Raw genomic sequence first — 25,700 nt, 5'->3', positions numbered from 1 at the left:
ATGCTCGCGCAGCACGCCAATGATCTGATCCTCGGTAAATCGGCCTCGCCGCATCACTCGTCTCCATCTGACGAGCTAACTTACCAATGGCATGAAGTCTGGGGAGCAGGTCAACAGCCGCAGCTTTCCCGTAATCCGTCTGCCGATCATGATTTTGAGAAAATGATTTCGGGAACGGTTTTTTGGAAAATGGAAATCCCTAGTCGCTCGGGGAGGCCAATATTGGCCCAGCTGATCCTGTCGGCGATCGAGATCGCCGTCTACCATCTGCTCTTCGGGCATTGGACCGTCCGGAGAATATAGCCGTCACGTTGCCGCCGAGCCTTGTGTTCCGGAGAGGCCGCAGTTGCGCCAGCTTCGCGGACGCTACGCCGGTGCAGGGGACCGTCCAGCAATAGGGTTCGAGCCAGGCGAGCTTGGTTTGTTGCTCGCCCGCGCCGTCCATGACCTGCTTCGCGCCGGTCCTTGCCTCGAATGGTACCGGGTCGTCATAAGCGGTGACGGCACGTTCGGCCGCCCGCCGCAGGGTATTGCCGCCTTCGCCGGCGAGATCGACATGGTTGGCTTTGCCAAACGCCGCCATCATCGCCACCGGCGTGACCGCATAGACTTGGTAGCCGGCCGCGCGCGTGTTGCGTTTCAGCTCATTGGGCAGGAAGCCGTCGGCATCCACCTGGCGCGTGAAGGCGGCGTACATGCCGGTCGCCCAATCGAACAGATCTTGCCGGTCCGTAATGACGCCGGTCGCCATCACGCTCCAGGCAGCCCAGTAATAATGGTTGTTGATCTTCTCGCGCGGATCGCCGCTGCTCCACTCGCGGATGACCTGCTCGGCGATCTGGCCTAGCCAGCGCTCGATCCTCGCGGCTTCCTGCGAGTAGCTGTCCGCGAGCGGGCGGGAGCGGGAGAAGTGCAGGCGCAACCACGCTCCACTTAAGCTAGCAAGCGCCCATTTGCGCTCCGAGCGCCCGGTATGTTCCATCGCCGGGCCGAGCAACGCGCCCGCGTCCGCCCAGGCGGCATACCAGCCCATGACGCAGCGTAGCGTCTGCGGTGAGCCGTCCTGCATGTAGCGGTCCACAAGCTTGGTTGTGCCCTTCTCCATATCGCTGATCGGCAGCGTCATGGTCTTGTAGCGCTGGTCTGATGCGTCGTTCAGCGTGTCACGGGATGCGCCCGATCCCTCATATTTGCTCGGAAAGTCGAGTTGGCCGGTGAACGGCCGCGGCGCGGGATCGCACGACTTCGACGTCGCGCTGCCATGACCCACCTCAGCATAGTAGCCGGGCGGAGGAACCAGATCAGCGGCGAGGAGGGGCTGTGCCGCCCCACCGAGGGCGATCGCCATAATCGACGCGGCCGCGAGCCGCATGTCAGAAGTTCGCATCTTGCACCTCGATCGATGTGTGCCTGCCAAGGAAGGTCTGCTAGTTTCCGCAGACTGAGTATCGTGTGAACGGTACCCTTTACAGAATTGCCGCTTTCGAAACGCGGATCGATCGAAATGCTGGGGACGCAAAGGAAAGATGCGTGAACGGCATTGCTGTCTCCGGGAAACCGTTGAACCGAAATCGATGAGGCCTGACCCTAGCGGCCGGGGGCGAAACGTGATCGTCGACGGGGTCGCACCGGCCTGGTGGCGCGACCCCGATCGGTGCTCCTTATCGGTTGGCGATCTGCACCGCACTGTTATAGCTCGATAGCATCTGTTTCGCGTCGACAGGCCGGCCGTCCTTCTTGAACGACCGATAGCTGCCCAGCATCGACGACAGTAAGCCCAGTTCGGACGGATCCTTTTGTCCGGCCTTGGCCGCCGCTGCGTGTGCGCCCGCGATCGCCTTTTCGATGGCAGCGACTTCCGCATCGGCACGTGGAAACACCGATGTGTCACGGCCTTCGAATCCTCGGAACAACGTCATCAGCGCCTTGGCATGAAACATCGCCAACCGGCTGTTGTATTCGAGCAGTTCACCCTTTGCCTTCAGCGTCTCGAGCGTTGCCGCCTCGCGCTTTACCATGTCGCGATCGATCAAATCGCTGAACCGCGTCAGATCAGCGTCTGCCGCGTCGATCTCGGCCAGCATGCGTGGATCCTCCTTGCGCCCACGCGCCAGCTTGTCGTCCATATAGGCCTTGCTGTCGTAATAGGGTTCGAGCTCCGCCAGATGCGCCTGTACCTTGGACATGGATCCGATCAGCGCATCGGCGGCGGCGTTGATATCGGCGGTGGCGCCGGACATGGCCCGAGCCTCCTTCAACTTCTTGATCCCCGTCTCGATCGAGCCGTCACCAACCAGAAACTGGCCGTCGATGGAGGCGTGGGCGACATCGGCTTCGCGGTAGTAGGTGGCCCTTTCATAGAATCCGAACGGGCCGACCAGCTCGTTGTGCGCGTCGATATAGGCATCCAGCTGGTTTGCGGTGCCGGCGACACCGGACGCGACGCCTTGGTCGTTACTGCCGGTCGAGGCGATCTTGTCACATCCGCTCACGCACAGGCTTGCGGCGCCAACCAGAATGACGGGGATCTTGGAAAGAGACATGGATGGTCCTGTTTATCTGCTGAAGTGTCGTCTTGGAATGTCGCTCGGTCGGACCGCGGTCTGGCCAAGCTGTTCGGTTCGCGAACGAGGGTCCGACGTGTCGGGTCTAGAACAGGTTCAGCGCGGCATATTGCAGCAGCATGATCGTCTTGCCGTCCCTGATCGCGCCCGACGCGATCATCGCCAACGCCTCCTCGATGCCCAATTCGAGCACGGTGATGTCCTCGCCTTCGGCTACGTTTCCTCCTCCCGCCGCGATGCGATCGTCGGGACGATACTCGGCAACGAAGAAATGCAACCGTTCGGTGACCGAACCAGGGCTCATGAAGGCGTCGAAGATCTGCCGGACCTCGCGCAATCGGAAGCCGGTCTCCTCCTCCGTTTCCGCGCGGATGCGTGTCTCGGGTTCCGCCCGATCGAGGAGCCCCGCAGGCGCTTCGATCAACAGGTCGTCGTGCCCGTTGACGAACGCCGGATAGCGAAACTGCCGGGTAAGTATCACCGTGCGTCGATGGGTGTCATACAACAGGATCGTCGCACCGTTGCCGCGGTCATAGGTTTCGCGCGATTGCTGCTGCCAGGTCCCGTCGCTGCGTAGGAACGAGAATATGGTTTTCTTCAAGACGTACCAGTCGTTCGAGAGGACCGTGACGTCTTCGACGCGAACGCGTTGGGCGATACTCATAGCGAAACCTCGTACGACTGCAGGCGAGGCATTTCGACGCTCTCGATCTTACCACTTTATCTCGTGCGTTATCGTGCAGAGTCAAGTAATATCGTGCAGAGGGGCGGCCATCCGTGTTGACGACAGAGCGTAAGGCACTCATCCGGCGGGTCCTCCAGCGGGATGGCCGATTGGTCGCCAAAGCCTTCAGCCAGGAGGTCGGCGTCTCCGAGGACACGGTCCGTCGTGACCTGCGCGAACTTGCCGCCGAAGGCGCATTGCAAAGGGTTCATGGCGGTGCCTTGCCGTCGTCCCCCGCCACTGCGGACTTCGCCGTACGCGAGGGGGCCGCCTCGTCGGCAAAGCTGACGCTAGCGCGCATCGCTGCTGCCCTGATACGTCAAGGGCAGATCGTCTTTCTCGATGGCGGAACCACGAACGTTCAGCTGGCACGTCACCTGTCGCACGATCTCAGAGCGACCGTCATTACCCATAGTCCGAGCATTGCGGTCGAACTGGTGCGACATCCCCTCGTGGAGGTGGACCTGATAGGGGGACATCTTTTCAAGCATTCGGTCGTTGCGGTGGGGTCGGCCACCGCAGACGCGATCTCGCGTATCCGCATCGAGACCTTCTTCATGGGGGTGACGGGCCTTCATCCTGAAGCCGGTGCCACCACTGGAGACGCCGAGGAGGCGTCGATCAAGCGGCTGATCGCGCGTCAGTCCGCCGAGACCATCGTGCTGGCGACGCGTGAGAAGCTCGGCGCGGCTTCACCGTACGGCATCCTGCCGCTGGTGGAGATAGCGACAATAGTGACGGAGTCCGGGCTGCCTGACGCACTGCTGCAGCCCTTCCGGTCCGCTGCGACCCAAATCATCGAAACGTGACCCGGCGGTGATCGGCCTTGCTGACACCCGCGATGAGCTTGATGGGAAGCGCGTTGAGCTGCCGTGGCTCCGCGTCGCTCGGCATGGATAGCGCGCTACGCATGCCGCTTCCATCTTGGCAAGGATGCGCCTGCATCGCTCGAGGAACATGCACCCCTTCCTCGATCAGCGCCATCTTGCGAGTATTCCGGTGGCACAGGCGCGTCTGCAGTTGCTCCTCCAGCCGGAGCCCTGTCGGAAAACCTCTGGATTTCGGTTTCTGCACAGTCGACCAATACGACAGGGTTTGTCGTACACACCTCGCGCAGATATCGCGTCGTAGCGATAGCCACGGCAACGACTGCCGAAAATCATGTGTTTTCCGACAGGGTGCGGGGTAAATGCTGCCCGGCCGCTCACGCCCAAGAGTCGGACGTTCTGGTGGGAATCTCGCAGTCCCGAAAGCGGACATGCGTTCATCGAGACGATGCCAACTCGGCCATGCCTGATGCCAAAATGAAGAGTTTTGAAAGGAAGTAAGCTTACAAATTAGATCGATCGGCGAGCGATCAGCAGGGATCTTAAAATCGCTAGATAGGAAGCACGCTTCGGTCAGCGCAACAACGATGGACGCGCAATAAAATGTCACCGCAAGGTAAGAAGATTAGATTTTTCATTGCATTTGGCGTACTTTTGGTATCTGCTATAATGCTCCTCAAAATAGCATTATTCGGCGAAAAGGCTGACTATCGACCAAGCTTTAAAGTCGCTTCTCCGCAATATTCTTGGACGGCATCTTGCCCCCGCGATAATTACGAGCAATCAATCTTCATACCTAAGGAATGTGGCCGGGAAGAATATCTTATTAGAAATTGGCGCGATATCGGACTATCTACACAGTCAGCTCCCAATAAATGGTACAGAGTTGGTGATAACGCATTCCAAATGTATTGCGGAAATGACAAATGTGTTTCCGTTTTGCGCGTTAGAAATAAATTCATTCGGTAAGAGCAGGGACGCCCGTTCGGTGGTTGGTTTCCTAGGATGCAGCCTCGAAAGCGACCGGTCCGCTTTCCTTTCCATTCCAGCCATTCCGTTTACGCCCATAGTCGGACGTTCAGGCCGGCGATCTGCGATCCCAAAATCGGCCACTTATTAAGGGCGGCTTTCCCGTTTCTCCGTCTCTGACAGAACGTATCGAACTACTTGCCTAAGAATATACGCGGCGATAGCTTCCTACCCAATCGAGACGCGTAGTGAACGAGTTCACCGCCTAGGCCATTTCCGGTGTTCCGAATGTATGCGCAGGATGGGGTATAGCGGAATGTTCAAGAGATGGTTGCTGCTCACCCTCATCCCCTTCGTAATTGCAGCAACGTGGGCACCGGCTAGTTCAATAGTCCAACCCGACGCTGCGCGGACGTTTGGGCACGTAGTCGCAACGGATGGACCAGAATGGCTAACTCGATGCCGTTTGAGCGCAGCAAGACCAGTGGGAACAACGTTGCAGGTTATCCAAGTGCGGCGGCCGACGCGCGGAAGCACAATTGACGTAAGAGTACGGTCGGATCGGTCACCAGTCGTGCTACTGTTAGCCTCCGAGAAGCCCGCAATCTGGCGTGTTGACGCAGGCACGAGCGCCGACATCCGCGGAATCATGCTCGTCGGCCGCATCGCCCTGCTCGAAGGGGTTGATGCCCAGGTGCCGATTTCACGCTGTGATCCACCGAAGGACTTAATTTCCTCGGGCCTACTTATCGATCAAGTCGCCGACTCCCTCGTGCTGCCGGTGGAGGCTGTACAACGGGGTAGTGTCGATGAAGGATACGACATCACCAGCCGATCTTATCCGAACCTACAGGATGATCATTACGGCACGTGCCGGGTAGATTTTGACTACGGCGGCGAAAACATAACCGGTAACTCCAATTCCAGTGCTAACGAGTGCCGTACGTTCTGCGACAAATTTGGCCCCCTGAATGCTGACCAGGGACGCGTCACTTGCGTTGTGAATGGACGTCGAGCATGGGCCTACCCGGCAAAGCCCGGCTATCTCTCAATGTCGTGTCGGTTCATAGCGAGCGATGGCCGTAACATCCGAAGTTATCCGGCAGTATCGGCTGATGAGTGCCTCGACACCGTCTGTTACACCGGAGTGCTTTTTACTTCGAGTAACGCGAGCGATCGGTGGGAAAGCCGTTGCCTATTCAATGGACGGACTATTAAGCGATTCCGTCTTAAGCCTTGGCCTTGGCTACAGCAGCCTTACTCGCCACCAGAGGCTGACACTTCGACAGATCACGCCTCGCGTCTATCCAGTGAGTAAAATGTTTCAGATTTTTCAGCCGGCACGATAAAGTGTAGCGATCGCCGACGCTTCTCAACAAGCGCGCGTACAGACATTAAGTCGCAGTAGGTCCATTTTCCCAAATTCCGATCCCTTTGGGGAGCATTCCCAGCGTCAGGCGACGTCCGCTAACTCGATCTGCCTTCCCAATAGCGGACGGGCCGTTTTCCTCCCATCCCGGACATTCCCGAAACTCGATCGCGGTCGAGACGCTTGCTGGCGTATTAGCAAACGTTTTTTGACCATCTTCTAGCCATGGTCCTTTTTACAGCTCGTTGTTGAACGCGACGAAGCGGTAGCTCACCAACGCTAATTGGGCGCGAAGGATGACCTTGTTTGTAATTGGGGCTTGCTCGCGCGGCAGACAGTCGGCCACCACCCCTTGCAGGCGGGTAATCGCAATCGCTTCCCCGCTCGATGCTGGCAACGTGCGGAATAGATCAGACACCTTAGCTGACTGCGTCCGCACGACGCATGCAATTACCCCGTTGGGGGTTGGAGGTGCCGGCATATGGTCAAGCGCGGATATGTCCACATGGCGTCGGCGCATGAGATCTTCTGCCATCATACCAGCGAAAATCACCGGCTGGAACGTCAGACTTCCAGCTCGCGGCACACAGCCCTTTTGCTGCATGGCAAAACGACGAATTTCAGCGCGGTAGCTATGGGTATCGTAGTCCGACGCTACAATTCTAGCAGCTTCTTTCGGATCACGACCCACAGCGCAGCGGGCATAAAGGTCCATGATACGGATAGCCGCTGGGTCGGGCTCAGCGGCCTTGAAAGAAAGCTGCTGGGCCATGATGGGGGAGCCGGCCAGAACAAGTGGAAGGAATGCTAACGTCGCCTTCATGGGGTTCTCCATCTCTCGGTCATCGTAAGTTTCCGGTATGTCTTTGCCTTACTCAACTCGGGATTACCCGAAGTTCTATTGTTGCTTACGAACATCCTTGATCGATCGAGGTTGAATGACGCACGCTGTCGAGCGCCATTTACGAATGTTGAGCGCGTTTTGGACGAGGCGTCTTTTTGGGCTTGGGCAAGAACGGGATCACCCTCCGATAGGCCATGAACGTGCCCGTTCCCTCGATCTGCGGCATGTGGAGTAGGAGGCGACCATAGTCCTCGACGATCGCCGCCTGTTGTTCGATACCATAATCGTAAAAATTCTCACTTCCGGTGATCGGGCCGTAGCTGTATCTACTGTACAGTAAGCGACGAAGTTTAACCCACATCCCGTGTTGAAATTGCCAGACATGTGTTAGCTCGTGGAGCAACAGAACTAAGTCACCGGTATAACTGGAAAAGTCGTCGCGATATCGATCACCGGGTAGATAGATATTGCCGTTTGGCGCCATCGCACGATTGTCAGGTTGAAAGAACGCCCATTCGGAATTGAAGACACGCGGCCTTGAGTAATCTAGATCGTTGTCAAATATCTTTCGCGCAAATGTAATCTCTCTCGGCGTCAGAGGGCGGCCTTTGTCTTCCTTTACCGGAGCGGGATCGGTGGGGTCAGCCATCAGTGTCGCCCCCTATCAAGGCGTACGAGGAGCGCGTTGATGATGATCGCGCCGACGACAATAAGCGTGACTGGGCCGTAATCCTGCCAGACACTGCGCTCTTGGCCCAAGGGGAGCGGATCGCCGCCGGTTACGATGTAGAGGACCCACCCGACACCCCACCAGTAGAGCGCACTAGCAACGGCGCGACCGAACGATCCAATCCATGACATAGCTGACCTCCTATAGCCCAAACGATCCGTGAGGCATCCGGTGCCGTGCGGTGAGTTCGTTGGATAAACACACGTACGAGGCACGATTACTTCTCATTTGTCGACAGCCTTGATTATTCGCTGTCCTCTCCATACCGGCCATACCGCTTACGCCCATACCTGGACGTTCAGGCTGGCGATCGGGGCTTCTGGTAACGGACATTCGTTAAGCGCGGGCTTTCCCCTTTCTCCATCTCAGAGAGGCCGTTTCGGGAAAGAGGAATTGTGTTGGATCAGCCGCCCCGGTTTTTCAAAATCGGCCCTGCACTTTGCGGCTGATCAACCGAGATCATCATCGGCGCGTCGGCAATGAAACGATCCAGCACACCATCGGCGATCTTGATCGGACCGTCGAATCGTGTTGCTCCCGGTATCGACTGGACGGCTGCAGCGACGGCTGCAAGTCGCTCGGCATCTCTAAAATAGCGTAAAGCGGCGCTGCTGCCCTGGGACGCCGCATCGAGGCCCGCCGCCGTTAGTTTCAGCGCTCGCCCCCATTGCTGCATCGCATCCAGCCAAGGACGCGACTGCGTAGCGAAACCAGGATCTACGGTGCCGGAGCGAATGATGTCGGGGGCGTTCGCGATCTCATCCGCGCACTGGTTAAGGTCCGCAATCGCGCCGGACCGCGCCGCCGCGTCGCCATCAGCGATTGCGGTCCGGACGCGGTCGAGCGTCGCCTTCAGGCGGGGTGCCTGCTCCTGCCAAGGCTGCGTCCCAAAGGTAGGAGCAATGTGCTGCGTATCGAAAAAGGTTAGCAGAGCGGCTGTCGCGAGTGCGTCACCGCCCGCAATGTCTCGCGCCGCGGCGCGCCATGTTCGATCGGCATCATATCCTTTGTCATTCCATGCAAACGCGGCCACCCCGGTGACGGCGACGCGGCTCGGCGCCTCCTGATTCATCGGGTTCGACAAGATGCCGGTCAATTCGCTCGATAGCCCGGCCTCTCTGCGGCATAGGGCGCTAGTAACAGTCGACCCGTCGTCTGCGCATAATCGTTGACCGGATAGTTGTCCCACAGCAGCGTCTTGCGTCCGAATGCCTTTGTCGCGGCCTTGGCATCCGGTATCGAGATTGCGGGCGGGACAACATCGGTGCCGGTCCATTGCACGACGATACGTGGATCGAGATACTCGCGTAGAGCAGCCTTGTATGGGCTTTCCTTCGCGTCGTAATATTCGGTCGGCACCATGATCAGCGGGCGCGCAGCCGGGTCCTTCCGCGTCAGATACGTCTGCACGCCGTTCAACAGCCGCGCCTGCGCCACACCGGCGGCTTTCGCGCCCGACGGACCGAAGACACTCTTATCCTTATCGCAATTCCATTTGGTATATTCGATATCGTCGAGCGCTACGTAAAAGCTTGTGACACCGATGCCACGTAGCGCATCGAATTTGCGCTCCAGCGCGCTAGCATCGACAGGGTCGGCGAAACAGACTGTCGGTCCCGGCGAGATTGCGTAGACAAAATCGACGTGGTTTCGCCGCGCGGTGGCCGCCAGCTGGCCGAGCGCGGCCAAGGTCGCCGCCGGATAGGCATCACGCCATCGATCTCGCGCATATGGGTCGTCTTTGGGCGAGTAAACATAGGTGTTCGCTTTAACGGTAGCGAGGAAGTCGAGATGCTTCGTACGGTCCGCCATTGACCATGGAGCGCCATAAAACCCTTCGATCGTACCGCGGATCGGCATTGCGGGATGATCTTGGATGAGTAGTGCGGGAATGGCGGGGCGTGTCGCTAACTGGCGAAACGTCTGAACAGCGTGGAAGAGTCCGTCGGCGTCATGGCCTGCGAGCGTGATGACACCCCCGCCGCGGCCTGTTGCTGTGCTGGCTATGGTATAGCCTTCGGGCCGATCATCGATCGAGGCCCCGGCTAGCGACAAAGCGCTTTGGATGACGCCGACATTGCCCGTTCCCAGAACGATGTACGGTCGCTCGATGACGGTTGGCAGGCGCCGCTCGGTTGTGATGGTTTCGACACCCGCCGCCGTCAGTATCTGGCGGACGAGAGCGACGGTCTCCCGATCACTACCAGGTCCTTCGATCAATCCGATTGACTTGCCGAGTGTGATCGCCCCTTGTTGCAGGGTCAGCGAGACCGGCGTCGGAAACAACATGGGCGAGGTCACGGGGCCAGCTGAAACTGGCATTACAACATTGCCGAGACACCGGCAACTGCTAGCGCCAGCTTGGGGGCCGGAAAAAGCCCGTCGATAAGCCGTAGCATGGTAGTTCTCCGGTTCTAGAATGGTATTATCTTGGATACTGTAAGGCACGGCTCTTCGTGAACAAGCCTATTTCCGTGGTAAGCACCCGCTCGCGGCTTGGACGGCTAAAAGGCGTTCATCTCTGATCGCATTCGCTCCGCTCGAGCATTCCCAAATAGCATCCTTTTTGGGAAAGCCGGCAGCGGCCCAAAGTCTGCTATCGCCACCCGCATTGCCGAAAGCAGCCTGTCCGCTCTCCTTCCCAAATCGGACGTTGGGAGCGCCGGGGAGTTGGGGTGGCATCGCGCCCAGCGAGTGGGGACGCGTTCGACTCAGCGGGATGGGCGTTACCGCAACTCGATCCCGTTCGATTAAGACTCCAGGACACGTCCGCTGATCGAGTTGGCGGCGAAGTGGCTAAGTGGCCGTTATATCGAAAGACAAAAGGAGAATCGTGGTGAGCCTACTCTCGTTTGCAATCGGCGCTGCCGCTCTGTCGGTGGCCGGCGTCAATTCGGAGCCCTCCGAAGCTGCACCGCGAATGGTGCGCGTTGCCGAGCTAGAAATCGATCCCGCGCAATTAGAGGCCTACAAGGCAATCTTGGCCGAGGAGCAGGAGGCGTCGGTGCGCCTGGAGCCGGGCGTGCTGATGCTGCACTCAGTTGCCCTTAAAGACCATCCTAACCAAGTTCGATTGCTAGAGGTTTATGCCAACAAGGCAGCTTACGAGGCTCACCTCAAAGCACCACATTTTATCAAGTACAAAACCTCAACCGAAAATATGGTAAAGTCGCTAAGGCTTCTCGAAGCCCAACCTATCCGACTCTGCGCTAAGGCTACCGGCCAGCACCGCGAACCTACGGCTTGCACCTAGATGCTGCGAGGGCAGTGTCACCCGCTGCCTTAGCGCGTAACCCTGACCGCCTCCTGTCGGCGCGTTCGAGATATGGTTTAGATCGCGCCCGTGACACCGGAGGTCGGTGATTGCATAATTAACTCTGATTAATCCAAATCAATAGCGCCAGTAACACTGCCTGATCTAGGTTATTAAATCTGAGCGTCACCGCACGTTTGGGAACACCGGACGGGAGGCCGAGATGACGCTCGACCAACATGATCAAATGAAAGCACTTCTTCTGGAGGCGCTAGCAATAGCAGAAGACGCGGAAGGGGCCGAGGTTCTCGCCCTTTACATCGTTCATACGTTAGATATTTTGATATCCAACGTCCGGCGATAAGCGGTCCGTTTCCGCGCGTGATCCGTCATATTCCCAGCTGGGCGATGCGTGGGTTGCCCCTCGCTCGATGCTGATGTTCCGACAGGGTCACCTAGGAGTTGAGGTGGCATCATGCCCAGCGACTGGGAGGCGCGTTCGACTCAGCGGGATAAGCGTTACCGCGACTGCATGCCGGCGGCAATCTACGCTCAATAACAGCTGCTTAGCGGTCACGAGTTCGAGTAGGCGCTTAATTCATGTAAGGCTGGTTTGGGATGTTGGAGAGCGCGATTTTATCGCGGTTAAGAATTCAATGGCGTTAGTGGGACACCCTTTGTCGCGCAGTCGTTCTTCTCCTGCATTAATCAGGAGCGTCATGTGAGTTGCCCAATCCACGAGATACCTTCGGATGTCGTCGCAGCAGATGGTTGCGTGCACGTGTCTGGACCAGGCGGTGTAGTGGTCACGTTATCGGTTGAGGCGGCAGAGGAGACGAGTGAGCGACTTTTGCACTGCGCTCTAACGGCGCGCGGGCAACAGATTATCGGCACGAAACCGCTCGGTCGTGAGTAGGAACCTTAAGGCCGACTTCGCCCACTTGCCAACGCTCGCGATTGCAGCATCCGGAGATTATGGAAGTAGAACGCGATGACTACGGTGTGTCGGTCGAGGCCGCCGAGAGGATGCAGCAAGTCATGCTCAGCCTTTTATATGAAGCCGGACAAGCGAAGTTTCCGCACGATCTGGTTGGCGATCTGAATGCGGTGAGGTTGTGCTTCGTGGACGAGTTCGAGCGTAAGTTTCCCGGCTACGGCAAGGGCCGCGCAATCTGGCGCTGAACGTCTGCTCTCCTTCTCATTTCAGTCGTTCCTCGGAGACACTCTCCGCCGCAGGCTTCCCCAACCCATGGAAATGCGTTGTTCTCGACGTGCTAGAGGGGCGATGTACCCCAGCGATACCCCCGTAGTGAGGCGCGGATGCGATCCATTCATGATGGATGCAAAAAACGGTCTCGAACCCGCGTCTTTTTGGAGATTTGATCGTGCCTAGAGCACTACGAATTCGGCGCGAACGATGGAACCTGCTGTGCCCCACAATATCAATTACGAGTTGCTGACAGAGATTGAGCTAGCTGTCGCATCGCGCGCCAAAACCGCCGGCGAGCGGCGAAGCCATTTAGATCAAGCGGCAGTCTATGCGACGCTCGGAGAGAAGTACCGCCACGAACGTGCGTTTCTGGTTCTTGCCGCATAGGTGTTCATGCGGCGGAGAGACACTGCGCCGCAACCGTTAGCGACCCACAATTACGCGCCTTTGTTACTGCGTACGTTGCAACGTACCCTAGGAGCGCGGATGCCGTCGCCACAGATCCTTGACCACCGAGCCCGGCTCAACTTCCTTCAGGATGCCGACGATCTACTCTTCTCAAAACCGCTTCCGTTTCGTCTGCCCGACCCTTTAACGGGACAGACTCTGGCTCCAACAGGAGAGAGAAATATGGGTCACGTCGGTTGTAATCCGATGCACGGTCACGCAGCCACTCGCCCAAGTGAAGGATCGGCACCGGACGCGACAAACTTCGCGAGCGCCGCGCCAGGAAGCGGCCTACTAATCAGATATCCTTGAAGCGTGTCGCAACCAGCATCTACCGAAAACGCAAACTGCGCTTGTGTCTCCACGCCCTCGACCGTCGTTGCCATGCCAAGACACTTCGCCATCGTGATGATTGCGCGCACAATCGCAGCGCTCTCTTCGTCCTCGGGCAATTGGTTGACGAATGACTGATCGATCTTAATCTTGTCGAACGGGAATTTACGAAGGTAGCTCAGTGATGAGTATCCCGTTCCGAAGTCGTCCATAGAAACCCGGACGCCTAACGCCACCAGCTCGTTCAGGGTCTGCATTGTCCCGTGCTCGTCAGACAAGAGTACACCCTCTGTGATCTCCAGGTCGAGACGGTCTGCTGCCAAACCGGCAGACTCCAGGGCGGCCGCGATGATATCGACGAGCGACTTCTCTCGGAATTGTGCTGGCGACAAATTGATAGCCACGCCCATGTTTGCGGGCCAGCTTGCGGCCTCAGCGCATGCGGTGCGAAGGACCCATTCGCCCAGTGGGAGAATAAGACCGGTTTCCTCGGCGATGCCGATGAATTCGGCGGGCGGTATAAGCCCGCGCTCAGGATGGTTCCAGCGGACCAAGGCTTCAGCCGAGGTAATGCAGCCCGTCGCGGCGTCGACTAGTGGCTGGTAGTGCAGTTCAAGCTGCCCCTCCGCGATGGCAGTTCGCAGCCCGGCCTCGATAGCACGCCGCTCCCGCATCTTTTCATCGAGCGAGACGTCGTATCGACGGAAGGTGCTTCGCCCTTCAGCCTTCGCGGCATAGAGCGCGAGATCCGCGTTCTGCATCAAGTCAGCGGGATCCTCACCGTCGCTCGGGCACAGCGCGACGCCGACACTCGCTCCAAGATGGATCGGCTGGCCGTTCACCATGAACGGTCGGCTTTCGACCACCTCCACAATCCGCGCCGCAAGCGCAAATGCCGCGCCGGGCTCGTTCGTCGCTACCTGCATGACGGCGAACTCGTCGCCGCCAAGGCGGGCAACGATGTCGCTCTCGCGCAACGTCGATCGGAGGCGTTCGGCGACCATCCTGAGAATCATATCACCCGCAGCATGCCCGAGAGTATCGTTCACGTATTTGAAGCGATCCAGGTCGATCATCATCACGGCGCACGGCCGGTCGACTGCACGACGCGATGCCGTGTGCATGGCAAGCTGGTCGAAGAACCTGGGACGGTTCGCGATGCCCGTCAGGGCGTCGGTATAGGCCAGTTCGTGTATCCGAGCTTCGGTCTTGAGGCGTTCGCGCTGGTCGCGGATCGCTATCACTGTCTGGACCTTGTGGCCCAAAGCGACCTCGCGTCGCAGAACCCGGACAGGAACATTGCCGCCGTCAGCGCGAACGAGGTCGATCTCGCGTTCTTCACGTTCGGGCATACTCGCGACGTCGAGCCCGGGTAGCAGGGAGCTGACATGACTGCCGGTCAGCGCGCCGGACACATGCCCGGCCATGAATTCGACGCTGTCGTTCGCCGTGACAACGAGATCGCCCTGGCAGATCAGCAGCCCCTCAAGCGCGACATCGGCGAGCTCACGCAGGCGCCGTCGATCCTGCTTCAGCCTGGCTTTCGCCGCGGTCTCGAAGCGCAGGCCCAGCACTGCCAGCGCGATCAGCAGTAACGACACGCCTGCGACGACGGGGGTGATCGCATCGGGGGTGATCGCGTCGGTGGGAAGATGTTTGGCCGAATCGAAGCGAAGCGTCATCGCTGCCATGCCGCAGAAATGCAGCAGCGCGATCGATAGCAGCAAAAGCGGCGGTGCCGCTAGACGCAGGCGCGGTGACCGACTGCTGGCTGCGATCATGGCAAACCCGGACGTAGGCAGGCTGACCATGATCGACAGGACCACCAGCCACATATTCCATGCGACCTGTCCCTGCACCAGGTAGGCGGCCTGCCCCACATAATGAAGGGCGGTGACGCCCGATCCAACCACCAGCCCCGCGACGAATTGTGAGGAGCGACTGCGTACCCGCAGCGAAATCGACACGCCGGCGCCAATACCCAGGATTGCGCACGCCAGCGATATGCCGGTCAGCATAGGATCGAAGGCCGCCGGCATCCCCGGTTTGAACGCCAACAAGACGATAAAGTGCGTCGCCCAGGCGGTGCATGCGCTGGCCAAGATACTGACGGCGCCCCACCTGAGCCGCGGAGCGCCGCTTGCCCGACCGGCGTGATGCGCAAGAGCGAATGATGCGTAGGTCCCAATAGCGCAGACGACCGCTGCCAAAAGGACGAGCCGACCATCATGCATGTCTCGCATACAGTCGATGACGGATGATAAAGAGCTATCCATTTGAACGAAATAACTAATAACTCTTAACGAGCTCTCGACTACAGAACCGAATCGGCTCTAAATTAGCGAAAAGCTACGCATTTTGGTTCCCGACGCGCTGTGCCCCGCACCCAAATCCGGTCTCAATCACGATTTTGCGAAAAACAGGTGATTCCGGACGCTAGCCTCTCGATCGTCGCCAAATGCCGTCGCCCACCCCTGTTGACGATTATCTTGTGTTTTACGTCGCCTATCCAAGCTTCAGTTCACGCGACGTCATTTGACGCATAGAACGTGATAGCGCATCGCTAGCAGCGCCCGCCAATAGCGGTTTGGAGTACAGATACCCTTGCGTGGCTGTGCAACCAATGGCGATGAGCTTGTTCGCCTGATCGTTGGTTTCGACACCCTCGGCGATGATATTGAGTCCCAGTGCTTTACCCAAGCCCATAATCAGGTCGACGATCGCATAGGTGCTTTTGCGCGTACAGATTTCGTCGATGAACGACTTGTCGATCTTGATCGTGTCGATGGGGTAGCGGCTGATATAGCTGAGCGAGGAAAAGCCCGTTCCGAAATCATCAAGGGCTATACGAACGCCAGACTGCCGAATTGCGGCGATGATCCCGGCAATCTGCGGCGAGGAGTGCAGGAAGATGCCTTCGGTTATCTCCAGCTCCAGACATTTTGGTGGCAGATCGCATGACGCCAGAACCGCCGCTAGATCGTCTAGAAAGGCGGGGTCGACGAACTCCGCGGCAGATGTGTTCACGCTCATCCTGAGCGTGGATCGGCCTTGCATGACGTGCCACTTTTTCAACTGCGTACACGCCTCGATCATGACCCGGCGGTCGATCTCGCGAATAACCCCGATCTCTTCTGCCACGGGTATGAATTCCGCCGGTGCGATCGACCCGAGCCGGGGGTGGTCCCAGCGAAGCAGCGCTTCGAAGCTGGAAATCTCGCCCGTCGTTGGATCGACAATGGGCTGATACGCGAGATGAAAATCCCCTTGCTGAACCGCCAGGCGCAAATCTGTCTGCAGGGCAAGGCGAGCAACCGCCACCTCATGCATGGAGGGATCGAAGATGGCATAGTCACCATGCCCCGCACGCTTGGCCTCATACATCGCGATATCGGCATCGCGGATCAGGTCGTCCGGCGACGTATCGCGGCCTAGAGACCGCGATATCCCGATACTGACCGAGGGGAAGACGCTCTGATGGGAAAGTTGAAGCGGGGTTCGCATAGCCTCGATAACGCGTTCGGCTACTTCGACAGCCGTCGCCAGTCCGGCTGAATCCTCGATCAGGATGGCAAACTCGTCACCGCCGATTCTGGCCAGGGTATCTTGCGGCCTGACGCTGCGTTTCAGGCGCTGGGCAACCTCGCGCAGAAGTGCGTCGCCGTGAACATGGCCAAGGCTGTCGTTGACGATCTTGAAACGGTCCAGATCCAGGAAAAGGATAGCGCAGTTTTGTCCGCTCTGCTCGGTCTCACGGTTCAGAGCCGCCTGAAGCTGGCTCATGAAGTACGCACGGTTGCGCAACCGCGTCAGCCCGTCGTGAAACGCCGTGTAGAGCAACTCGGCCTCGACACGCTTCCGCTCGACGATCTCACTTGCCAGGGCGGCATTCTGCCCTTCGGCGACGCGCACGCGGATCGCTAGCTCCTCTGCATTTTTCCGCTCGGAAATGTCGCGCTGCACCGAAACCCAGTGGGTATACCAGCCCTTCTCATTGGCAACGGGGACGATGCTGAGCTCGACCTAGAACGTGCTACCGTCTTTACGGTAGTTGACCAGTTCGACCTCGATCGGCTGCCAGTTTTCGAGAGCGTATCGTAGCTCCGCGCGGGTAACGGGATCGGTGTCAGGCCCTTGCAAGATACGAGGGGTCTGACCAATAACCTCCTCGGGCAGATATCCGGTCTCGCGCGTGAACGCCGCGTTGCAGTAGAGAATGCGTGGGCCGGGCAGGCTGACGGGTTCTGCCTCGGTTATGATGATGGAATCGCGCGCGTGTACGGCAACAGATTCGAGCAAACGAAGCCGCTCGATATCGAAGTCGCGCCCGTTCGGGTCGCTCGAGAAGGCCCCTTTACGTAGAAGCTGTAAATTAAGAACGGTCGATAGATGCGCGGCGTGAGCCCGGACCGTATAGATCTGGGCGAGGCTGAGACCCTTGCGCTGCCGTTTGTCGATCAGGATCAGATAGGTCGGCACGTCCCTGACGAGCGAGACGAGTGCGGCGAAACGAATATTGCTGCCCTCGGGCCCAGAGAACCCAACGACCCAGGTTGGCGGCAAGCCGATCGTCTGGATGGTGACGTCGCGCGAACCCATCGATCCAAGCACCGGCGTTACGAGATCGACGGACTGGCTTGAACTCGTCGCGATCACCGACATCGTGTCATCGATGATCTCGCAGATGAACGCACCGTACGCGTCCGTCGCATGCACGGCATCGTCAGTAATCTGCCTCAGGGTCTTATGATCCGCCGCGCTCAGGCCTTGTGCAGCTGCCGTATCATCATGCGCCAAATCGGCGCCGATATCTTCGTTCATCCGTCACTCCTCGCGGGCGTCGACATGCCCTTGGCACGGGAATGAGGCTTCTACGCTCCTGTAAACGCTGACGTACGAGATAAGGTTTCAGATCTATCTAATTTGCTAATGACACCCGAAGTAAGCGAACGATGTGACATACCTCCGGGCGTCCTTTCAAGGTAGCTGCAGTTTCTTTGCAGTCGGATCGACCATCGTTTTTAAACGGCTCTGCAAATGTATAATTATGTAATCCGGGGACACTGAGTTGGATCGTCTCGTTACGTTTCAGATTTAAGCCTTGTTTGGCTTGGTAGAGGTTATCGCGCACGTTGATTTCAAAAATGTGTGAGTTCGTCGATAGCAAGATGTCCCGACCCATGAAGCTGCCTGAGTTTTGATATCGGCATGTTGTAAAAAAACAAAAAATCCGATACTGGCGCATCAGTGAAATGGAGTTCTTTATGTCCGACGAAACATACCAGCCCAATCCTGTCGAACTCGCAACCGAATTGACGATTGCCTGGCTCAGCAATCCTAATACCCGGACATCCGCCGATGACGTTCCAGCGTTCCTGATGCAAATGCATAGCAGCGTTCAGTCGCTTGTGGATGGTTCGCAAACTCCAGACACTACAGCCGAAGAGGTCCAGGAGTATGTCGGCGCCGTCACGGCTCGCAAATCGCTTGCCAACCCAAATCACATTATCAGCATGATCGACGGCAAGCCGTACAAGACCTTACGGCGTCATCTTTCGACCAATGGCATGACGCCAGCCGAATATCGCGAGCGCTACAATCTTAAAGCCGATTACCCAATGGTCGCTGCGGCATACTCGGAAAGCCGTCGCGCCATGGCGAAAAGAAACGGCCTGGGTCGCAAACCTGGTCAGACAAGCGCAGCCAAGGCAGGGGCAGCCCAGCCCGCACCGCGCAAGCGCAAGGCTGAAGACGCGGTAGAGTAGCCTCGAGCTGGCCTTCAGCGATGAAGGCCAGTTCTCTGGCCTGCTATCTCTTCTGCTCGTCCTCCGGCACGCCGTTGTAGGGCGCTGCTTTCTTCTCACTCGGTTTGCCGTCGAAGCTATTGGGTCTCTTGTGATCGTTACACGCCCAAAGGATCAGCAGCAGGGAAAGTGGCACAAAACGCATTGATATTCCGATATGATGGCCTTCAGCGTTACCCCCTATTTCGCTGCAACCACCCATGATTTCGCGGTTACCGCCAGATCATCAGATTACGTCCCGACATTCTGACGGATGCCTCGACCATTGACCGTTCGCAGGACTGAACTGGATACCGTTTGGACCACATACCCCTGTCCGGTTCCGGACGTATCCAACGCGGGGCTCAAGATACGCTTGCCAATGTGCCTGCCTGCTCTTCTGCGTCGATCACTTGCTGCTCCGGCGCTGGAAGGTGGCGGTAGAGAGTCGGGACCGAGACGCCGATCGCAGGTGCAATTTCCCGCATAGACATTCCAGACACTAGTAATGCACGGGCCGCTTCGAGCCGTTTCGGCGTCATCACCGTTTTTCGGCCGCCCACCCTTCCCTGTCGCCGGGCCACGATCAGTGCGGCTGTCGTGCGCTCTCGATTAAGATCGCGTTCCATCTCAGCCATTGCCGCCATGATATGGAATACCAGCTTGCCGGCGGTGCCAGCCGTATCGATACCGTCGGTCAGCGATCGAAGCCCGATGCTGCGCGCCTCCAGGTCCGCCGCAAGGTCGACCAGCCCTTTCATCGTCCGGCCTAAACGGTCGAGCTTCCAGACCACCAGCACGTCACCTGTACGCACGTGCGACAGTGCGTCTGCTAAGCCAATTCGACTGGCCTTGGCGCCGCTGGCCTTATCACTGAAAATCCGTTCGCACCCGGCCTCGCGTAAAGCGTCGAGTTGAGGAGTAAGATCCTGTTCGGGTGTGGAGACCCTGGCATAGCCAATTAGCATGGTGCGTTCTCAAAACTCATCTGTCATAGCTAGCATGGGTATCGTCTATCGAGAATGTATTTTGATACGCACGCCCAGCCTGCTAGAGTCTATCACATGCCCGCACATCGAAATTGATCGTTTTTGAGAATCTATTGCAGACGCAAAAGTTGTCAAAGTCGCTACGTCTGACTCAGGTATTTCGCGGCCGATCGAACCAACCATCACTGTCTTCGAATTCCGCACAAAACACGAGCGGTGATGCAGCAAGCTTGCGTCCAAACCGCAGTGCGGTCGACGGCAATGAGCAGCGCGGCAGCCACACAAACTCAACGCCCTACCCGTTGGCCGTAATAGGTCCTGCGTGAGCCCTATGCCATGGAAATCCGAATGAACCCAACTGCAGGAAAATTCAGCATGCTCCGATCGCGAATGTGACCGGAGTTGTGCATTTGCACGTTGGCGAACTTAGTTGCCAGTTAGTATTTCAATATGCGTTCAGTTCAACACGAATGCAGCTAAGTGATTGTTTTAATTAATAGAAACCCCGCCTCTTAATCAGCGGGTCCTTGGTTCGAGCCCAAGTGCGTCCACCAGAGTTTCCAACGGCTTCGCAGCGATGCGGGGCCGTTTTGCTTTGGGCTTCTCCTGAGTTTCCCCTTTTTGTGCGCTTCGGCGCTGAAGGCAATGCCGCCCACAGACAGTAGCCGCTGTGTGGTCTGGCCCGCCCCGCCGTCTCTGCTCCAAGCCCAGACCGAAGCAGCGCTTTTGGTGGAAAGCGGAACGGCGGCTATGGAGAGCCGCAACTGCTTAGCTGCCGTTTGTTCAGGTCAGATGTCGCGCGACTCGCATGCTGAACCGACCGGATGAAGCACGCCGCGATGGGGCTTCGCGCCACGCCTGGGTGTGCAGGATGAGCTCGAGGGTATTCGTAGCGTGAAGGACGCTCGCTGTAAGGGCGACGTTCGATCACGTCGGCCTCAGCAAGCTTCTTCAGGCGTGACGTCAGCATCTGCGGCGTAGCACCGGTCTGTGCCTGGATCTCGTCGAACCCGTGGTTGCCATGAACAATTCCCGCAGGACCAGAACGGACCGTCGGTCACCGACGATGCTCTGCATGCGGTCGATCGGGCAGAGCATCTACCGGTCAATGCGCATTCCGTCCGAGTCGTCTCCCTCCCGCCGTTCCTACGCGACGTGTAATCGACGTCTCGCGATGGCAACGAATTTCGCCGTCCGCTCGGCTCCGAGAATCGGCCGGTTAGGCGGCGCGGACGCGGATGAGCAGGCGCTGGCGTCGGCCAGAGCCGCCTTGACGAAAGCAGCACCCTGCGAGCGCGTACGATCACAGGCGGCACCGAGCTAGATCGAAGGATCGCCTGAAACGGCATCCGCGAGGAACGCGCCGTGCCGCTGCCGTGCCGCGACGTAGCCCCGTCGTATCATCAAGCTGCGGAGCAACCCGACATCGCCCATCTAAGACGGGTCGGCACGGCACGAGAACGCGAGAGAAGGATTTAGGACAGGCTCGCCTGAAGACGTAGATCGACAACCCGTCAGCCAGTCGTTGGCCACCGTCGCCAAGGATAGTCCGTCGAAGGCGTTCCGAAACGCATTGTTCGCGCCGACCTTGCTGCAGGCGGCACTGCCGGACGATACTTGCGGACACCGTTCGAGATTCGACGCCGATCGCACGGCTTGATCACGACTAAGGGCGTTAGCGAGAAGCGCTATTAACGGACAACCTTATCAACGGCCCCGGCCCAGTCGTCAGCAGTAGCTGGGTCGTCATGCATTATAGTCCGAAGCTCCGCGATGTCGTTGGACGAGCGAAGGCTCCGTCCCCAATAAGCCTCGACGTACGTGCACATCGCCCGGAAGGCGGCATCTTCGTCCAAAATGCGTGGTTTCGGTCCGATCGACATCGCGTGATCGTGCACGTTTCCATGACCCGCTCAACGACCGCTATCAGCAAGCGGCTAGACAAAGCCCGGTGTCGACTATTGGGCGTTAGTGGAATAGCCGAGATGGTAGGAAAGCGGACGTTCGACAGCGCTTCGATCGAGGTGGCAGCCTGACCAATATTTTGATCAGCAGGATGCCGAAACGGGCAAGCGTCGCCGAAGCCAGTCAGCAATTTGTAGTGCTTCAGTTGCGTCGACATCAGGAGCCAGATGGATCGTCTCGGCGCCGTAGTCGAAACGAACGGTACCCCATTGTTGCTTCGTGAAAGGAACATACTGGGCTCCGTCATTGTCCTCTCCGGCCCACTGGGACATGTCTATGCGCAGATTGTCGATCATGTGGGTGCTATACCGCCACGTGCGTACAAACGGGCCAGCACGTCTTGTGATCGTCAACTCGCCTTGATGGACCCGAATGATGTCGACGCCGACGATTTGACCTATAAGTAAAATCGTTGTTCCGGCCAACACTAGCACCAATACGACAATCCAAACTGGTGTCATCGCATCCTGATAGTGGCTAATTACCGCCTTGCTGCCACCCTAGGCCCAAAGGAGCAGCCAGATACTCAGGAATGCCGATCCGACCCACGCCTTCCGTGCGGGGAGCCGAAGATGCTCAACGCCTTCCTTCCACTCGACACGGAATTTGCGCCGACCTGCTTCCACAACACTCGCATCCGGCCTGTTCGACATGAGTCTCGTCATGAGTGCTAGCGGTTAATACCGAGTGAGCGAGATACCGGCTATGTCGTCAATTGGGCGTAGGCGACGGACTGCCATATGGTTCAATTCTGATTTAGTTGACCAGATCTCTTAGTCTGCCTGGGGTGTCACGGGGGTACATCGCGACATAGGACGTCGAGAAACCTCGCGTTTCCGCGGGGCAGAGGCGGAGGGGTTATACGCCGCGGCCGGGATCGCCAATCTCCGGAACCGAAGGAAAGCGCACCTTCCGCTGTTGAAAAGGCAGATGCTCGCTCCACGCTCGGACCTTCCCCGAAAAGGATCGGCAAATGGCAATGAAAATCGTGTTGTATCGGGCAGGTTAAGCTACTGGACTGCCGTCTAAGCGCAGGGCTAGCCCGTACGATGGTGCTTTCGCGACTTGAACTTGTCGGGGCCGACCTGCCAAACCCACTGTAGCCCCGAGACCGGCAGAACCGCTTGCCCTGTCGTTTGCTTCAAGGATAGTGAGACTTAACTCCTGCACCCCGCGATCCGCGGCTCAATGCTTGATCGGGTCAGGAGTCGAACGGCCTATGCCTGCCCGGAAAGTGCACCGAGTGTGAAGCCCTGTTCGGCAGCCAGCAATTGGCACCTCTCGCGCTATAGATCGGGTGTACGGCGTGGATAGGCCTTATACCATGATCGCCCGATTGTTACTCCCAAATTCAAAAAACTTTAATTTGCGCCATAAAATAATTGGCATGGCTTGAATGTCAGAGCCGGTCACCTAATAAGCTTGCATGCCAAGACCAATCGGCCCGACCATTTTTGGACGAAAAGTTTCGTATTTGAGACATTTTCCGCAGATGCAGCGAGCTTTGCGGAGAAGATAACTTCATAAACGTGCTTTTGCGCAATCTCTCGGCAACGAGATGGTACTTTGCCGGATGCTTGGGCAGTATAAGATGTTTGTAGATCCGAACGACTGGAGTGTATCACCACATATTATCGCCGATGGTATTTGGGAGCCTCACGTCACAGAAATTGTTATAGACACTTTGAAAAAAGGTATGGCCGCGATGATGTAGGTGCAAATCTTGGCTACTTCTCGATGATCATGGCTGATAGATGTGGCGCTGCCGGAAGAGTTCTTGCAATCGAACCTAACCCGGCAATGGCCCAGCGCATTGAAGCCACATGCATTTTAAACGGCGTTACGGATAGAGTAACGGTGCACACTTTCCCTCTCGCGGAGCGCGACGGTAGGGATGTTACGCTAATGATCCCATTAAACCATCCGGGAGGAGTCCAACTTACCGGCGCAATCGTCGCGAATTCGATGAGCATCGAGTGCAGCACACGTCGATTGGACGGCGTTCCTGGCGCTCTGGAAGCAAATTTTGTCAAAATCGACGCGGAAGGTTTTGAGGAGGCAATTTGGCAAGGCATGCGCCAGATGGTTGACGGCCAACATCTTCGTACCATGGTTGTTGAGTTCTCTCCTTCTGTGTACGCCGACGCCGGGCAATTTATCGATGAGATTACCAAAGCCGGCTTTGCAATCCATGACATCGAACACGGAATCGGCCGCCAGCCCATTGGGCGAGACGCTCTTATGAACGGTGAAGAACCCTTACGAATGCTCCTGCTTCGACGTTAGATTTGGCAACGTCGGCCATGTTCGCTCTCGTGGGCGAAAGAAATAGCCGCCAACGACGTAATCTCGGTGATAGCGTAATGGCCGAGCTGGGAAAGAAAGCGGACGGGCAGCTGGCGGGACAATGCGCTGGTAAGCGGGCGCCGTGGATTACCGACTTGTGATCAGCCGTTTCCTATACAACGCTTCCGAGCCTTGGCTGCTTCGATCCTGATACGACGATTTAGCACCCTACCCTCAATGGACCACCTAATAGAAGTAGCCCGACCAGCACCTCTAAGAAATCCGGCAGCCAGCCAGCAGAGGCCCTGCATAGATCAGCGTAGATAACACGAACCATGTGAATGCTCCGGCAGCAACGAGGAGTAGCGGTGTTCTGCCTTGATATTGCTGGTGTGCAAAACGCCGCTTCGTCGCCGCACATCGTCGCGCGATCGGATCGTCATTGCGACGAAATCGGGGTTTGCAACCGGCCGCGGCTATCACGCGGGCGGCAATGGCGCGCGCCACATCCTGGCGTCCGTCGAGGGATCGCTCCGCCGACTCCGGACGGACTTCATCGACCTGTACTGGGTGCACGTCTGGGACGGCGTCACGCCGCCCGAGGAACTGCTGCGGACGATGACCGCGCTCGTCGCAGCGGGCAAGATCCGCTATTGGGGCATATCCAATACCCCGGCCTGGTACGTCGCCGAACTCGCGACGCTGGCGCGGGTCCAGGGCGATCCGGCGCCGATCGGCCTGCAATATTTCTATTCGCTGGTCGAACGCGGGGTCGAAGCCGAGCATCTGCCGCTCGCGCGATCGGCGGGCATGGGGCTCGTGCCGTGGAGCCCCCTCGCCTATGGTCTGCTCACCGGGAAATACGACCGCGCGACCATCGAGGCGGGTCCGAAGCGCGCGGGTGGCGTCCCCAACCAGGCCGGGCAGGACGACACTGCGCGGCCCGTCGACGACAAGCGGCTCGATGGCGACAATCCGTTCGGCGACACGCTGTTCACCGAGCGCAACTGGCAGATCCTCGACGAACTGAAGCGCGTCGCAGCGGAGATGAACGAGACGCCGGCGCGCGTCGCGCTGTCCTGGGTGGTCGGGCAGCCCGGCGTCGCATCGACGCTGATGGGCGTGAGCCGGGCGGAGCAGGTAACCGACAATGTCGCCGCACTCGGCCTCGACCTGCCACCCGAGCACCGTGCTGCGCTCGATGCGGTGAGCGGTGGCAACCTGCCGTTTCTATACGGCCTGTTCGCCCCTGCCGTGCGCAACCAGGTCGTCTTCGGCGGCGGAGACGTTCGAAGCTGAAACGTCATTCTGGAGCCGGCAGTCCGAGAAGAGATCTGCGCCCGGTCGGCTCCAATCGGCAACCGTGTCCTCTAGCGCGTTACTTCACGGTGCTACGATGGCACTACG

Annotated in this window: 20 protein-coding genes and 1 pseudogene; 8 read left to right on the top strand and 13 right to left on the bottom strand. The window is 58.1% G+C overall.

From position 1 onward, the window contains the following. Positions 1 to 199: 199 nt before the first annotated feature. From C8J43_RS16650 to C8J43_RS16640, 3 genes are all read right to left on the bottom strand, one after another. Positions 200 to 1,387 carry a mannuronate-specific alginate lyase gene (locus tag C8J43_RS16650; RefSeq protein WP_207893424.1) on the bottom strand — a complete coding sequence of 396 codons (1,188 nt, stop codon included), beginning with the start codon at positions 1,385 to 1,387 and terminating at the stop codon, positions 200 to 202. A gap of 274 nt (positions 1,388 to 1,661) precedes the next feature. After that, on the bottom strand, positions 1,662 to 2,543 hold the full coding sequence (locus tag C8J43_RS16645) for a DUF3829 domain-containing protein (RefSeq protein ID WP_133031822.1): 882 nt from the start codon (positions 2,541 to 2,543) through the stop codon (positions 1,662 to 1,664). Between the two features lie 106 nt (positions 2,544 to 2,649). Then, positions 2,650 to 3,228: an NUDIX domain-containing protein gene (locus C8J43_RS16640; protein ID WP_133031821.1), complete on the bottom strand. Its 579-nt coding sequence runs from the start codon at positions 3,226 to 3,228 to the stop codon at positions 2,650 to 2,652. 113 nt (positions 3,229 to 3,341) lie between these two features. On the opposite strand from C8J43_RS16640, the gene C8J43_RS16635 reads away from it, so the two are divergent. Further along, complete coding sequence (locus C8J43_RS16635) at positions 3,342 to 4,097, top strand: DeoR/GlpR family DNA-binding transcription regulator (RefSeq protein WP_133031820.1); 756 nt, start codon at positions 3,342 to 3,344, stop codon at positions 4,095 to 4,097. On the opposite strand, the gene C8J43_RS16630 is transcribed toward C8J43_RS16635, so the two are convergent. The 5 genes and pseudogenes from C8J43_RS16630 to C8J43_RS16610 all read right to left on the bottom strand — a co-directional run bounded on the left by C8J43_RS16630 (position 4,084) and on the right by C8J43_RS16610 (position 10,316). Further along, entirely contained in the window at positions 4,084 to 4,272 is a 189-nt protein-coding gene (locus C8J43_RS16630) for a hypothetical protein (RefSeq protein ID WP_133031819.1), read from the bottom strand. The genes C8J43_RS16635 and C8J43_RS16630 overlap by 14 nt on opposite strands. Before the next feature lie 2,416 nt (positions 4,273 to 6,688). Next, positions 6,689 to 7,276, bottom strand: a complete 588-nt coding sequence (locus tag C8J43_RS16625; RefSeq protein ID WP_133031818.1) for a hypothetical protein — start codon at positions 7,274 to 7,276, stop codon at positions 6,689 to 6,691. Positions 7,277 to 7,415: 139 nt separating this feature from the next. After that, a complete protein-coding gene (locus tag C8J43_RS16620) occupies positions 7,416 to 7,946 on the bottom strand; it encodes a vgr related protein (RefSeq protein ID WP_133031817.1) in 531 nt (176 codons plus the stop codon). Further along, complete coding sequence (locus C8J43_RS16615) at positions 7,946 to 8,158, bottom strand: hypothetical protein (RefSeq protein ID WP_133031816.1); 213 nt, start codon at positions 8,156 to 8,158, stop codon at positions 7,946 to 7,948. Before C8J43_RS16615 ends, C8J43_RS16620 begins: the two co-directional genes overlap by 1 nt. A gap of 272 nt (positions 8,159 to 8,430) precedes the next feature. Next, positions 8,431 to 10,316 (bottom strand): annotated as a pseudogene (locus C8J43_RS16610) (beta-N-acetylglucosaminidase domain-containing protein). Between the two features lie 547 nt (positions 10,317 to 10,863). Between C8J43_RS16610 and C8J43_RS16605 the strand changes: the two are divergent. From C8J43_RS16605 to C8J43_RS21945, 4 genes are all read left to right on the top strand, one after another. Further along, positions 10,864 to 11,280, top strand: coding sequence for an antibiotic biosynthesis monooxygenase (locus C8J43_RS16605; protein WP_243645628.1), 417 nt, complete (start codon positions 10,864 to 10,866; stop codon positions 11,278 to 11,280). Between the two features lie 223 nt (positions 11,281 to 11,503). Continuing rightward, positions 11,504 to 11,644, top strand: a complete 141-nt coding sequence (locus C8J43_RS21950; RefSeq protein ID WP_165899651.1) for a hypothetical protein — start codon at positions 11,504 to 11,506, stop codon at positions 11,642 to 11,644. Between the two features lie 611 nt (positions 11,645 to 12,255). Continuing rightward, positions 12,256 to 12,462 carry a hypothetical protein gene (locus C8J43_RS16600; RefSeq protein ID WP_133031815.1) on the top strand — a complete coding sequence of 69 codons (207 nt, stop codon included), beginning with the start codon at positions 12,256 to 12,258 and terminating at the stop codon, positions 12,460 to 12,462. Positions 12,463 to 12,709: 247 nt separating this feature from the next. Beyond that, positions 12,710 to 12,877: a hypothetical protein gene (locus C8J43_RS21945; RefSeq protein ID WP_165899650.1), complete on the top strand. Its 168-nt coding sequence runs from the start codon at positions 12,710 to 12,712 to the stop codon at positions 12,875 to 12,877. Between the two features lie 275 nt (positions 12,878 to 13,152). On the opposite strand, the gene C8J43_RS16595 is transcribed toward C8J43_RS21945, so the two are convergent. The 3 genes from C8J43_RS16595 to C8J43_RS22385 form a co-directional block, all read right to left on the bottom strand. Then, a complete protein-coding gene (locus C8J43_RS16595) occupies positions 13,153 to 15,504 on the bottom strand; it encodes an EAL domain-containing protein (protein WP_133031814.1) in 2,352 nt (783 codons plus the stop codon). Between the two features lie 271 nt (positions 15,505 to 15,775). Beyond that, complete coding sequence (locus tag C8J43_RS22390) at positions 15,776 to 17,233, bottom strand: EAL domain-containing protein (protein WP_243645626.1); 1,458 nt, start codon at positions 17,231 to 17,233, stop codon at positions 15,776 to 15,778. Between the two features lie 60 nt (positions 17,234 to 17,293). Next, on the bottom strand, positions 17,294 to 18,091 hold the full coding sequence (locus tag C8J43_RS22385) for a PAS domain-containing protein (RefSeq protein WP_243645625.1): 798 nt from the start codon (positions 18,089 to 18,091) through the stop codon (positions 17,294 to 17,296). Between the two features lie 443 nt (positions 18,092 to 18,534). On the opposite strand from C8J43_RS22385, the gene C8J43_RS16585 reads away from it, so the two are divergent. Beyond that, positions 18,535 to 19,035: a MucR family transcriptional regulator gene (locus C8J43_RS16585; protein WP_133031813.1), complete on the top strand. Its 501-nt coding sequence runs from the start codon at positions 18,535 to 18,537 to the stop codon at positions 19,033 to 19,035. Between the two features lie 383 nt (positions 19,036 to 19,418). Here C8J43_RS16585 and C8J43_RS16580 read toward each other — a convergent pair whose 3' ends face one another. Together C8J43_RS16580 and C8J43_RS16570 are read right to left on the bottom strand one after the other, a co-directional pair. Beyond that, positions 19,419 to 20,021, bottom strand: coding sequence for a recombinase family protein (locus C8J43_RS16580; protein WP_133031812.1), 603 nt, complete (start codon positions 20,019 to 20,021; stop codon positions 19,419 to 19,421). Positions 20,022 to 22,090: 2,069 nt separating this feature from the next. Next, on the bottom strand, positions 22,091 to 22,303 hold the full coding sequence (locus C8J43_RS16570) for a hypothetical protein (RefSeq protein WP_133031811.1): 213 nt from the start codon (positions 22,301 to 22,303) through the stop codon (positions 22,091 to 22,093). 1,351 nt (positions 22,304 to 23,654) lie between these two features. Here C8J43_RS16570 and C8J43_RS16565 point away from each other — a divergent pair. Both C8J43_RS16565 and C8J43_RS16560 read left to right on the top strand, forming a co-directional pair. After that, positions 23,655 to 24,293 carry an FkbM family methyltransferase gene (locus C8J43_RS16565; RefSeq protein WP_279388844.1) on the top strand — a complete coding sequence of 213 codons (639 nt, stop codon included), beginning with the start codon at positions 23,655 to 23,657 and terminating at the stop codon, positions 24,291 to 24,293. A gap of 390 nt (positions 24,294 to 24,683) precedes the next feature. Beyond that, on the top strand, positions 24,684 to 25,592 hold the full coding sequence (locus C8J43_RS16560; RefSeq protein WP_207893423.1) for an aldo/keto reductase: 909 nt from the start codon (positions 24,684 to 24,686) through the stop codon (positions 25,590 to 25,592). Positions 25,593 to 25,700: the final 108 nt, after the last annotated feature.

The organism is Sphingomonas sp. PP-CE-1G-424, assembly GCF_004341085.1.
Classification (GTDB): Bacteria; Pseudomonadota; Alphaproteobacteria; order Sphingomonadales; family Sphingomonadaceae; genus Sphingomonas.
Note: the sequence above shows the minus strand (reverse complement) of the source record. Positions and strands in the feature narration are given on the sequence as shown.

Bases quoted from the DNA above. Each gene is read 5' to 3' on its own strand.
- C8J43_RS16650 (WP_207893424.1), bottom strand. From the start codon at position 1,387: ATGCGAACTTCTGACATGCGGCTCGCGGCCGCGTCGATTATGGCGATC.
- C8J43_RS16645 (WP_133031822.1), bottom strand. From the start codon at position 2,543: ATGTCTCTTTCCAAGATCCCCGTCATTCTGGTTGGCGCCGCAAGCCTG.
- C8J43_RS16640 (WP_133031821.1), bottom strand. From the start codon at position 3,228: ATGAGTATCGCCCAACGCGTTCGCGTCGAAGACGTCACGGTCCTCTCG.
- C8J43_RS16630 (WP_133031819.1), bottom strand. From the start codon at position 4,272: ATGGCGCTGATCGAGGAAGGGGTGCATGTTCCTCGAGCGATGCAGGCG.
- C8J43_RS16625 (WP_133031818.1), bottom strand. From the start codon at position 7,276: ATGAAGGCGACGTTAGCATTCCTTCCACTTGTTCTGGCCGGCTCCCCC.
- C8J43_RS16620 (WP_133031817.1), bottom strand. From the start codon at position 7,946: ATGGCTGACCCCACCGATCCCGCTCCGGTAAAGGAAGACAAAGGCCGC.
- C8J43_RS16615 (WP_133031816.1), bottom strand. From the start codon at position 8,158: ATGTCATGGATTGGATCGTTCGGTCGCGCCGTTGCTAGTGCGCTCTAC.
- C8J43_RS21950 (WP_165899651.1), top strand. From the start codon at position 11,504: ATGACGCTCGACCAACATGATCAAATGAAAGCACTTCTTCTGGAGGCG.
- C8J43_RS16600 (WP_133031815.1), top strand. From the start codon at position 12,256: ATGGAAGTAGAACGCGATGACTACGGTGTGTCGGTCGAGGCCGCCGAG.
- C8J43_RS16595 (WP_133031814.1), bottom strand. From the start codon at position 15,504: ATGCATGATGGTCGGCTCGTCCTTTTGGCAGCGGTCGTCTGCGCTATT.
- C8J43_RS22385 (WP_243645625.1), bottom strand. From the start codon at position 18,091: ATGAACGAAGATATCGGCGCCGATTTGGCGCATGATGATACGGCAGCT.
- C8J43_RS16585 (WP_133031813.1), top strand. From the start codon at position 18,535: ATGTCCGACGAAACATACCAGCCCAATCCTGTCGAACTCGCAACCGAA.
- C8J43_RS16580 (WP_133031812.1), bottom strand. From the start codon at position 20,021: ATGCTAATTGGCTATGCCAGGGTCTCCACACCCGAACAGGATCTTACT.
- C8J43_RS16570 (WP_133031811.1), bottom strand. From the start codon at position 22,303: ATGATCGACAATCTGCGCATAGACATGTCCCAGTGGGCCGGAGAGGAC.